The 10770-nt window shown below is 59.4% G+C and carries 8 protein-coding genes and 2 tRNA genes; 4 read left to right on the top strand and 6 right to left on the bottom strand.

The window, feature by feature from the left end; genetic code table 11:
* The 3 genes from rpsF to rnr form a co-directional block, all read right to left on the bottom strand.
* Nucleotides 1-195, bottom strand: a 195-nt coding sequence (gene rpsF / locus ACIQU2_RS28710) for a 30S ribosomal protein S6 (protein ID WP_403145932.1), incomplete at its 3' end; no start/stop codon positions are given.
* A 314-nt stretch (nt 196-509) separates the two neighbouring features.
* Nucleotides 510-1277 carry a 23S rRNA (guanosine(2251)-2'-O)-methyltransferase RlmB gene (gene rlmB, locus ACIQU2_RS28705; protein ID WP_403145930.1) on the bottom strand — a complete coding sequence of 256 codons (768 nt, stop codon included), beginning with the start codon at nt 1275-1277 and terminating at the stop codon, nt 510-512.
* Nucleotides 1274-3904: a ribonuclease R gene (rnr, locus tag ACIQU2_RS28700; protein WP_403145927.1), complete on the bottom strand. Its 2631-nt coding sequence runs from the start codon at nt 3902-3904 to the stop codon at nt 1274-1276. Before rnr ends, rlmB begins: the two co-directional genes overlap by 4 nt.
* A 226-nt stretch (nt 3905-4130) precedes the next feature.
* Between rnr and ACIQU2_RS28695 the strand changes: the two genes are divergently transcribed.
* Both ACIQU2_RS28695 and ACIQU2_RS28690 read left to right on the top strand, forming a co-directional pair.
* Nucleotides 4131-4217, top strand: a tRNA-Leu gene (locus ACIQU2_RS28695).
* Nucleotides 4218-4383: 166 nt separating this feature from the next.
* A tRNA-Leu gene (locus ACIQU2_RS28690) sits at nt 4384-4470 on the top strand.
* A gap of 28 nt (nt 4471-4498) precedes the next feature.
* On the opposite strand, the gene ACIQU2_RS28685 is transcribed toward ACIQU2_RS28690, so the two are convergent.
* Nucleotides 4499-4690 (bottom strand): hypothetical protein, encoded by a 192-nt coding sequence (locus tag ACIQU2_RS28685; protein ID WP_403145925.1) that lies wholly within the window; start codon nt 4688-4690, stop codon nt 4499-4501.
* Nucleotides 4691-4731: 41 nt separating this feature from the next.
* On the opposite strand from ACIQU2_RS28685, the gene ACIQU2_RS28680 reads away from it, so the two are divergent.
* Both ACIQU2_RS28680 and ACIQU2_RS28675 read left to right on the top strand, forming a co-directional pair.
* Nucleotides 4732-5742, top strand: a complete 1011-nt coding sequence (locus tag ACIQU2_RS28680; RefSeq protein ID WP_403145923.1) for an extracellular solute-binding protein — start codon at nt 4732-4734, stop codon at nt 5740-5742.
* Nucleotides 5742-7307, top strand: coding sequence for an ABC transporter permease (locus tag ACIQU2_RS28675; protein WP_403145921.1), 1566 nt, complete (start codon nt 5742-5744; stop codon nt 7305-7307). The genes ACIQU2_RS28680 and ACIQU2_RS28675 overlap by 1 nt, the downstream gene beginning before the upstream one ends.
* A 96-nt stretch (nt 7308-7403) precedes the next feature.
* On the opposite strand, the gene ACIQU2_RS28670 is transcribed toward ACIQU2_RS28675, so the two are convergent.
* Both ACIQU2_RS28670 and ACIQU2_RS28665 read right to left on the bottom strand, forming a co-directional pair.
* Entirely contained in the window at nt 7404-9338 is a 1935-nt protein-coding gene (locus ACIQU2_RS28670; protein WP_403145919.1) for a methyl-accepting chemotaxis protein, read from the bottom strand.
* A 150-nt stretch (nt 9339-9488) separates the two neighbouring features.
* Nucleotides 9489-10770 (bottom strand): adenylosuccinate synthase (locus ACIQU2_RS28665; protein ID WP_403145916.1); only part of this gene is annotated, 1282 nt, incomplete at its 5' end.

Raw genomic sequence — 10770 nt, 5'->3', positions numbered from 1 at the left:
CTCAACGTTCAGCATCACGTAGTGAGCCATGTGAACATTGTTGATTGCGTAGGCCAGTTGACGACGGCCCCAATCTTCCAGACGGTGGATTTTGCCGCCGTCTTCTTCGATCAGCTTGGTGTAACGCTCTACCATGCCGCCGACTTGCTCGCTTTGATCCGGGTGGACCAAAAAGATGATTTCGTAATGACGCATGAATGCTCCTTACGGGTTGTAGCCTGCCGCTCAAAAGCGGTCAGACAAGGAGTGAATGACACTTATGGACTTGCTTGCGATAGACACATGCGTGCCTGCCGTCACAGCAAGGGGCGCAATTGTAGAGAAGGGACAGAAGAGGTGCAAGGCAATTGGTGATTATTTGAACAGTTCGTCCACACGCCAAATTTTGCCTCACCACAAACTACTGTGGGAGCGAGCTTGCTCGCGATGTGGATATAACATTCAACATTGATGCTGAATGCTACACCGCTATCGCGAGCAAGCTCGCTCCCACAGGGGCTTACAGCAGATCAGGACTTTTTGGCGGTTCCGGCGGCTTTGACGCCGCGTTGGCGCAGCGCCTCGAACAGGCAGACGCCGGTCGCCACGGATACGTTGAGACTGCTGACACTGCCGGCCATCGGCAGGCGCACCAGGTAGTCGCAAAGATCGCGAGTCAGGCGACGCATGCCGCTGCCTTCAGCGCCCATGATCAGGATGGTTGGGCCGGTCATGTCTTGCTGATACAAACTCTGCTCAGCCTCGCCCGCCGTACCGACAACCCACAAGCCCCGCTGCTTGAGTTTTTCCAGCGTGCGAGCCAGGTTGGTTACGGCGACCAGCGGAATCACTTCCGCCGCGCCACAGGCGACTTTTCGCACCGTCGGGGTCAGCGTGGCTGACTTGTCCTTCGGCACGATCACCGCCAGTGCGCCCGCCGCATCGGCAGAACGCAGGCAAGCGCCGAGATTGTGCGGATCGGTCACGCCGTCGAGCACCAGCAACAGCGGCGCGCCTTCGGTGCGATCGAGCAGCTCGTCGAGCATCGCCTCGCCCCAGACCTGGCTCGGACTCACCTCCGCCACCACGCCCTGGTGCACGCCTTCGACCCAGGCATCCAGCTCGCGACGCTCAGCGTTGCCGACGGCTACGCGATTTTCGTTCGCCAACTCGATCAGCGTTTGAACGCGCGGATCGCTGCGGCCTTCGGCCAGCCAGATCTGCTTGACGCGTTTTGGGTGGTGACGCAGCAACGCTTCTACAGCGTGCACGCCGTAGATCTTTTCCAACTGACTCATGACTTGGCCTTCGGTTTACGCGCCCCGCCGCTTTTGGCGGCTGGAGCAGAACCCGCTTTTGGCGGGCCTTTACGGTGTTTGCTCGGTTTGGCTGGCTTGCCGCCGGGAGCCTTGTCAGGCACCGACCGTCCGGTCTTTCCCCCAGACGCCGCTTTACCGCCACTTTTCGCTTCAGACAGCAACGCCTGCTTAATCTCACGACTTTTGCGCAATTCGGCATTTTTCGCCGCGGCATCGCTCGGGCGATAGGCTTCGACAGCCTTTTCCTTGGCAGGACGACGACCGGTTTTCGCCGGGGCCGGCTCTGCGGCCGTTTTGGTAGCTGGTGCAGCGGTTTCAGTCCCGCGCTTCTTGCGACCGATCGGCGCGCTGATGGTCTTTTCAGCCATCTCGAAGTCGATCTTGCGCTCGTCGAGGTCGACGCGCATGACGCGCACTTCAACGGTATCGCCAAGACGGAAGCTGCGACCGGTACGCTCACCGGCCAGGCGGTGGTGCACAGGATCGAAGTGGTAGTAATCGCCCGGCAGCGCGGTGACGTGTACCAGGCCTTCGACGTAGATATCGGTCAGCTCGACGAACAGACCAAAACCGGTCACGGCAGTGATCACACCCGGGAACGATTCGCCTACACGGTCTTTCATGAACTCGCACTTGAGCCAGTTCACGACGTCGCGGGTCGCTTCGTCGGCACGGCGCTCGCTCATCGAGCACTGCTCGCCGAGCTGCTCCAGAATCGCTTCGTCGTACGGATAGATGCGCGCTTTCGGAATGGTCATCGCGCCAGCACGGCGAACGTGCGGGGTGTCCATTTTCGAATGGATGACGCTGCGAATCGCCCGGTGCGTGAGCAAGTCCGGGTAGCGGCGGATCGGCGAGGTGAAGTGGGTATAGGCTTCGTAATTCAGGCCGAAGTGGCCCTGGTTATCGGCGCTATAAACCGCTTGGCTCAACGAACGCAGCATAACAGTCTGGATCAGATGGAAATCCGGACGGTCCTTGATGCTCGCCAGCAATGCCTGGTAATCCTTCGGCGACGGGCCGTCCTTGCCTTTGTGCAGGGACAGGCCGAGTTCGCCAAGGAAAGCGCGCAGTTTTTCCAGACGCTCCGGTGGCGGGCCATCGTGGACGCGGTACAGCGCAGGGATTTCGTGCTTTTTCAGGAATTCGGCGGTGGCCACGTTGGCCGCCAGCATGCATTCCTCGATCAGCTTGTGCGCATCGTTACGAACGGTCGGACGGATTTCGGCAATCTTGCGCTCGGTCCCGAAGATAATCCGGGTTTCCTGCGTTTCGAAATCGATCGCGCCACGCACGTGACGAGCGGCCAACAGCACTTTGTACAGCGCGTAAAGCTGCTTGAGGTGCGGCAGAACGTCGTTGTACTCGCCACGGAGCTGACGCGCCTCGGTGATTTTCGGCGTTTCCAGCATCGCGCTGACTTTGTTGTAGGTCAGGCGAGCGTGGGAGTGAATCACCGCTTCGTAGAAGCAGTAGTCGGTCATCTCGCCGGACTTGGAGATGGTCATCTCGCAAACCATGGCCAGACGATCGACGTGCGGGTTCAGCGAGCACAGGCCGTTGGACAACTGCTCAGGCAGCATCGGCACGACGCGCTCGGGGAAGTACACCGAGTTGCCGCGAACCTGGGACTCATTATCCAGAGCCGAACCGATTTTCACGTAGCTGGAAACGTCGGCGATCGCCACGTACAACTTCCACCCGCCGGAGAACAGGCGCAGTTTGCCCGGCTTGGCTTCGCAGTAGACCGCATCATCGAAGTCGCGCGCATCTTCGCCGTCGATGGTGACGAACGGCAGATGACGCAGGTCGATGCGCTTCTCTTTGTCTTTCTCTTCGACTTCCGGCTTGAGCTTGGCGGCTTCTTTCAGCACAGCCTCAGGCCAGACGTGAGGAATATCGTAGGTGCGCAGGGCGACATCGATTTCCATGCCCGGCGCCATGTAGTTGCCCACGACTTCGACCACGTCGCCTTGCGGCTGGAAGCGTGGCGTCGGCCAGTGAGTGATCTTCACTTCGACGAACTGACCGATCTTGGCGTTAGCGTTACGGCCCGGCGTGACCAGCACTTCTTGCTGGATCTTCGGATTGTCCGCAACGACGAAACCAATACCGCCCTCTTCGAAGTAGCGACCGACGATGGTCTCGTGGGCACGGGACACCACTTCGACGATCATGCCTTCGCGGCGACCGCGACGGTCAAGGCCGGAAACACGGGCCAGGGCACGATCACCATCGAACACCAGACGCATTTGCGCCGGGCTCATGAACAGGTCGTCACTGCCGTCGTCCGGGACCAGGAAGCCGAAGCCGTCACGGTGACCGCTGATGCGGCCCAGGATCAGGTCGAGCTTGTCCACCGGCGCATAGGTGCCGCGACGGGTATAGATGAGTTGAGCGTCGCGCTCCATGGCGCGCAGGCGGCGGCGCAGGGCTTCGATCTGATCTTCTGTAGTCAGACCAAACTCTTCGACCAGCTGCTCGCGGTTAGCAGGCGAACCCCGATCAGCAAGGTGCTGAAGGATCAGTTCGCGGCTAGGAATAGGGTTTTCATATTTTTCCGCTTCACGAGCGGCCTCGGGATCGAGGGACTGCCAATCGGCCATTAGAGAGTTTTCACCTTGTCTATATGCGGGTTAGTTTGGCATAGGCGTAATGAAACGGGAAATTTCAGGCTATGACAGCCCATCTAAAGCCCTTTATCGACAGCGCGAAGCTGAATTAAATGCCATTGGTAAAATTTTCCAGGTTTTTTAGACCTCAGGGGTTTACAGTTAAAAAGACGCTCCGTATAGTGCGCGCCATCGACGACGCAGACGCATTGTCGATAATGCCCAGATGGTGAAATTGGTAGACACGCCAGCTTCAGGTGCTGGTGACCGCAAGGTCGTGGAAGTTCGAGTCTTCTTCTGGGCACCAATTTCGAGCTTGAGATTAGATCAATTTCAAGGCTCACACAAAAACCCGCGAAAGCGGGTTTTTTGCATTCTAAGCCTCTGATTTATTAAAACTAAATCAGGGGTTTACAGATCAAAAAGCTCTCCGTATAGTGCGCCACATCAACAGCGGCAACGCTGAAGATTATGCCCAGATGGTGAAATTGGTAGACACGCCAGCTTCAGGTGCTGGTGACCGCAAGGTCGTGGAAGTTCGAGTCTTCTTCTGGGCACCAATTCAAATTTCAGAGTCGATCTGAAATTTCACAAAAACCCGCGAAAGCGGGTTTTTGCGTTTCCGGGGTTTGTGTAGGAGCTGCCGAAGGTTGCGATCTTTTGATCTTCAGCAATTTCAGCTCCACCAACAATCAAGATCAAAAGATCGCAGCCTTCGGCAGCTCCTACCAACCCCTCACCCGCTGCAAGGCGCACTTGAGAAACAATATCGTTTATCATTGTTTCAAGTTTTTGCAATGCGACAGTGAGGAACCTTGCGAATGATGTTTCGAAATACCCTACGCCGCGGCCTGACCATGACCCTGCTCGGCCTGGCACTCGCCACTCCCCTCACCCAAGCCGCCGAACCGGTTTCCCTGACACTCTATAACGGTCAACACAAAGAAGTCGGCGACGCCATCGCCAAAGCCTTCGAAGCCAAGACCGGGATTCACGTCAATGTGCGCAAAGGCAGCAGCAACCAGCTCGCCAGCCAGGTCGTCGAAGAAGGCGATCGCTCCCCTGCCGACGTGATCTACACCGAAGAATCGCCACCACTGAACAAACTCGGCGAACAAGGCCTGCTCGCACAGACCGATGCCGCCACCCTCGCCGTTCTGCCAAAAGATTACGTTGCCGGCAACGGCACCTGGATCGGTGTCACCGCACGGGTCCGCGTGGTCGCCTTCAACCCGAAACTGATCGATGAAAAAGACCTGCCCAAGTCGGTCATGGAGTTCTCCGATCCGAAATGGCAAGGCAAGGTCGGTTTCGTGCCTACCAGCGGCGCCTTCCAGGAACAGGCTGTGGCAATCATCAAAGTGCACGGCATGGACGCGGCCGAAGAATGGCTGACCGGCTTGCGTGCTTTCGGTAAGACCTACAGCAACAACATGGTTGCACTGAAGGCAGTGGAAAACGGCGAAGTCGCCACCGTGCTGGTGAACAACTATTACTGGTTCGCCTTGCAGCGCGAAAAAGGCCAGCTCGATTCGAAACTTCATTATTTCACCGGCAGCGACGTCGGTGGGCTGATCACTGTTTCCAGTGCGGCCGTGCTGAAATCCAGCAAGCATCCAAAAGAAGCCCAGCAATTCCTCGCTTACATGGCCAGCGAAGAAGGTCAGCGCGTGATCACTCAGACCACCGCTGAATACCCACTGCACAAAGGCATGGAATCGGATCGTGGGCTCAAGCCGTTTAGCGAGCTCGAAGCACCGAAGGTCACGCCAGCCGATCTCGGCAATGCCGAAGAAGCCCTGGACCTGGAACGTGACGTTGGCTTGAACTGATGAGCGCATCGTTATCAGCTCCCGTCACGCGCGGGGGTTACGTACCGCGGCGCAAGCGGCCATCGATCTGGCTGTTGCTACCGGTTTTGCTGCTGGTGGTACTCAGCCTGTTGCCGCTGGCGTATGTCGGGCTCAAGACCTGGCAGGCCGGTTGGGCTGAGGCGTTGCATTTGTTGTGGCGACCTTATGTGCTTGGCCTGCTGCGCAACACCTTGGCGCTGATGGTCGGTGTGACGCTCGCCTGCGGCGTGATCGGCCTGTCGCTGGCCTGGCTGCTTGAGCGCAGCAACTTGCCCGGACGGCGCTTGTGGGGTGTGATTTTGTGCCTACCGTTCGCGGTGCCGGCATTTGTCAGCAGCTTCACCTGGGTCTCGCTGAGCGCTCATTTCGAAGGCTTGGGCGGGGCGATCCTGGTGATGACCCTGTCCAAGTATCCGCTGATCTTTCTGCCGGTCGCGGCGACCCTGCGCAATCTCGATCCCTCCCTCGAAGAGTCCGCCCGCACACTGGGGCAGAATCGCTGGGGCGTGTTTTTCAGAATCACTCTGCCGCTGCTCTGGCCGTCACTGCTCGCCGGTTCGCTGTTGATCGCGCTGCACATGCTGGTGGAATTCGGTGCGCTGTCGATCATCGGACTGCAAACCTTTACCACCGCGATCTATCAACAGTTCGAACTGGAATTCAGTAACGCGAATGCGGCGATGCTTTCCGCCGTGTTGCTGGCGCTGTGTCTGATACTGCTTTGGTTGGAACTGCACGTACGCGGCAAGGGCCGACACGTGCGTACCGGTCAGGGCGCGGCTCGGCATGCGGAACAGGTTCGGCTGGGGCCTTGGGCTGCTGCCGGACAACTTTATTGCCTGGCGCTGGCGATCATCGGCAGCGGTATTCCGCTCGGGATGCTGGCGTATTGGCTGGCAGTGGGTTCGTCGGCAGCATTTCCGGTGGCGGCGATCAGCGAGGCGCTGCTCTCCTCCTTGGCGTTGTCACTGGGCGGCGCGGCGCTGTGCCTGGTGCTGGCAGTGCCGGTGGGATTGCTGGTGGTGCGCTACAAAGGCCAATTGGCGATCTGGGCCGAACGCTTGCCGTATCTGCTGCATGCACTGCCAGGACTAGTGATAGCGCTGACGCTGGTATATTTCGCCCTGCATTATGTGCCGGCGCTGTATCAGACTTCTGCGCTGCTGCTGATTGCTTATGCGCTGTTGTTTCTGCCGCTGGCGCAGGCACCGATTCGCACGGCGCTGAACAAGGCTGCGCCGCAACTGGAAGAGGCTGCACGCACGCTGGGTGCATCGTCCTTCAGTGCGTTTTGCCGGGTGACGTTGCCGATCATCTTCCCTGCACTCGGTGCAGCGTTTGCGCTGGTGTTTCTGGATGCGATGAAGGAGCTGACGGCGACGTTGCTGCTGAGTCCGACCGGACTCAATACGCTGGCCACAGAGGTCTGGGCGCATACCGCGAATGTGGAGTTTGCGGCGGCGGCGCCTTATGCGGCGTTGTTGATATTGGTGTCGGGGCTGCCGGTTTACCTGCTTACTACCCGGATGTATTTGAGCCGCTGAGACCGCTATCGCGAGCAAGCTCGCTCCCACAGGGGAACGTATTCCAATGTGGGAGCGAGCTTGCTCGCGATGACGCCAGACCAACCAATACAAATATTAAGCCCGGAACTGCCCCAGGCTGGCCTTCAACTGCGCCGCCAATCCGTCCAGCACTTTGCCGCTGGCCGTGGTTTCCACCACCGCTTGAGCCGCTTTCTCAGCCTGTGCATGAATGGTCTCAACCCGACCACGCACCGCTTGCGCGCCTTGCGCCTGATGCGCCGCCGCCTGCGTTGCCAGACCTATCGCCGCATGCACTTGCTCGACCGACGCCTGCACCGATTGCTGCAACCGCGCACTGTCGCGCAACACCAGCAAACCTTCGCTGGCCTGACGCCCGGCCTGACCGATCGCTGCCACCGCCTCACGCGCACCTTGCTGCAAGGCAACGATGTGCGCCTGAATGTCGCCGGTGGAGCTCTGTGTCTTGCTCGCCAGCGCCCGCACTTCATCGGCCACCACAGCAAACCCGCGACCGGTCTCGCCGGCACGTGCCGCTTCGATGGCCGCGTTCAGCGCCAGCAGGTTGGTCTGCTCGGCGATCCCGTGAATCACCGTCAGCACCACTTCAATCTGCTCACTCTGCTGCGCCAGCCGCTCGATGACTTTCGCCCCGGTATCGACCTGCCCGGCCAACGCCTCGATCAGGCTGCCGACTTTTGCCGAGGTCCGCGTGTTTTCATCCGTGGCCGAACGAATATCCACCACTTGCTGCAAAGCTGCCTGCATGGCATGACTTTCAGACTGGGCTTCGTCAGCCATTTGCGACAACGCACGCAGGCTCTCGGCCACTTCATCGCGCTGCATGCCCGCCGCTTTATCGGCCCCGGCATTGCGCAAGGTCATGGCGCCGATCTCCACGCCGGTACGCTGAGCCACATCGCCCGCTTCGCGCACGATCGGTTGCAACTTATCCACAAAGCGATTGACCGCCGAGGCCATGTCGCCGATTTCGTCCTTACTGTTGATCTGCACACGCTTGGTCAGGTCGCCCTCGCCCGCAGCCAGGTCGTCCATTGCAGCGATGAGCAACTTCAAGCGATTGACCACCCGACGACCCAGCACCACCGCGAGCAACAGCAACACACCGAAACCCACCACCGCCAGACCCATGCCGATGCGCCAGCGCAAAGTGCCCGCCGCTTCCTGAACAGTGCTGGTGGTGTTGGCTTGCATTTCAGAGGCCGTGGATTGCGCCGACTGCAAGCGCGCGCCCATCGCGGCTGCGCTATCAGCCGCCGCGCCCTTGAGGCTGTCGCCCACCAATTGATCACTGCTGGCAATCAGCGCCGAGAAGCGTTTGTCCAAGGCCGCCAAATCGGTTTCCACCGAGGCGGTTGAGACGCCCATCAAGACCTTGCCGATTTCCACGCCGTTAGGATTGATCGAGGCTTCCAGGTAATAGACCGACGGATCGTTCTTCGCCGCATCCAGCACCTTGTCCAGGGCACGCTCGCCCTGCCCCTTTTCTAGCAGCGCCTTGTTGATCGGGTTCTCGCGGTTGAGGTAGCGCGTCAGGTGCTGCCCCGTCGCGTCGTCGTAGACCACGAACAACACGTTGGGATTACGCTGAGCCCGGCGGGCGAATTCGGACAGGGTTGGAACGTCGCTGTCCCACATGGCGCGAGGTGCGACCGAAGCCAAAAGCTGCGCCATATCATTGGCAGAGTCCTTCAGATCCTTCTCCAACGTCGCACGCAGTTGTGCCTGCTCGTCCTTCAATCGCGAGGACAAGCCCGCCGTAAGGCGCTGACGAGTACTGGTGGAGAGGCTGTCGAGGCTCGACGTGACTTCACGCCCTGCCTGCTCAAGTTCCCCGGAGAGTTTTTGACTGTCGGCACCCAGGCGCACACCCAGATCGGCTTCCAGTGCGGTCACTGTGCTCCGAGTCAGGGCGACAGCCACCAGCACCTGCACCAACAGTGCGATACCAAGGGTAACGAACACAGGCCGTAATAGACGGCTTTGTAACAGTGAGAGAACGGCCGACACTTAGAATCCCTCTGCTTTAACGCCATTAAATTGATGGCACGCTAGAAGCGATGCGCTTAATGAAGTTCACAGCAAGGGTCGTGCCGTCCGACAGGCAGAAACGACAAAGGCCCCAATTAAGGGGCCTTTGTGTTTTACATCAACGACTTATTAAGCGAACGGGTGACGCAGAACGATGGTTTCGTTGCGGTCCGGGCCCGTCGAAATAATGTCAATCGGCGCACCGACCAACTCTTCGACGCGTTTGATGTAGTTGCGTGCAGCCTGTGGCAGCTCTTCCAGGGTCTTGGCACCGACGGTGGATTCGGTCCAGCCCGGCATCTCTTCGTACACCGGCTCCAGGCCGATGTAGCTGTCGGCGTCAGTCGGTGCGTCGATCACTGCACCATCCTGGTTCTTGTAGCCAACGCAGATGTTGATGGTTTCCAGACCGTCCAGCACGTCCAGCTTGGTCAGGCACAGGCCCGAGATGCTGTTGACGTCGATAGCGCGACGCAGGATGACGGCATCGAACCAGCCGCAACGACGGGCACGGCCGGTGGTAGCGCCGAACTCGTGGCCACGCTTGGCCAGGAAAGCACCCACATCATCAAACAGCTCAGTCGGGAACGGACCCGAACCGACGCGAGTGGTGTACGCCTTGGTGATGCCGAGGATGTAATCCAGGTACATCGGACCAAAACCCGAACCGGTAGCGATGCCGCCCGCGGTGGTGTTGGAGCTGGTGACGTACGGGTATGTGCCGTGGTCGATGTCCAGCAGGGAGCCTTGGGCGCCTTCGAACATGATGTCTTTGCCAGCGCGACGCAGCTCGTGCAGCTCAGCCGTGACGTCGAGCATCATCGGCTTCAGCAGCTCGGCGTATTCCATGCACTCGTCGAGTGTTTTCTGGAAGTCGATCGCAGGCTCTTTGTAGTAATTGACCAGAACGAAGTTGTGGTAATCCAGCAACTCGCCCAGCTTGGCGGCGAAACGCTCGCGGTGGAACAGGTCACCGATGCGCAGGCCACGACGTGCAACCTTGTCTTCGTACGCCGGGCCGATGCCGCGACCGGTCGTACCGATCTTCAGCTCGCCTCGGGCCTTTTCACGCGCCTGGTCCAGCGCTACGTGATAGGACAGGATCAGCGGGCAGGACGGGCTGATACGCAGGCGCTCGCGCACCGGTACGCCTTTCTCTTCCAGCTTGATGATTTCCCGCAGCAGAGCGTCGGGTGCAACCACCACGCCGTTGCCGATCAGGCACTGCACGCCTTCGCGCAGCACGCCCGACGGGATCAGGTGCAAGACGGTTTTTTCGCCATCGATCACCAGGGTGTGACCAGCGTTGTGGCCGCCCTGGTAGCGCACTACGGCGGCAGCATGTTCGGTCAGCAGATCAACGATCTTGCCTTTGCCCTCATCACCCCATTGGGTGCCCAGGACTACGACA

It is taken from the genome of Pseudomonas sp. NPDC098740, assembly GCF_044760065.1.
Classification (GTDB): domain Bacteria; phylum Pseudomonadota; class Gammaproteobacteria; order Pseudomonadales; family Pseudomonadaceae; genus Aquipseudomonas; species Aquipseudomonas rossensis.
This window is presented reverse-complemented; position numbering and strand designations above follow the sequence as displayed.

Excerpts from the sequence above, each read along its gene's own strand:
- ACIQU2_RS28685 (WP_403145925.1), bottom strand. The coding sequence starts at position 4,690 with ATGATAAACGATATTGTTTCTCAAGTGCGCCTTGCAGCGGGTGAGGGG.
- ACIQU2_RS28675 (WP_403145921.1), top strand. The coding sequence starts at position 5,742 with ATGAGCGCATCGTTATCAGCTCCCGTCACGCGCGGGGGTTACGTACCG.
- rnr (WP_403145927.1), bottom strand. The coding sequence starts at position 3,904 with ATGGCCGATTGGCAGTCCCTCGATCCCGAGGCCGCTCGTGAAGCGGAA.
- rlmB (WP_403145930.1), bottom strand. The coding sequence starts at position 1,277 with ATGAGTCAGTTGGAAAAGATCTACGGCGTGCACGCTGTAGAAGCGTTG.
- ACIQU2_RS28680 (WP_403145923.1), top strand. The coding sequence starts at position 4,732 with ATGATGTTTCGAAATACCCTACGCCGCGGCCTGACCATGACCCTGCTC.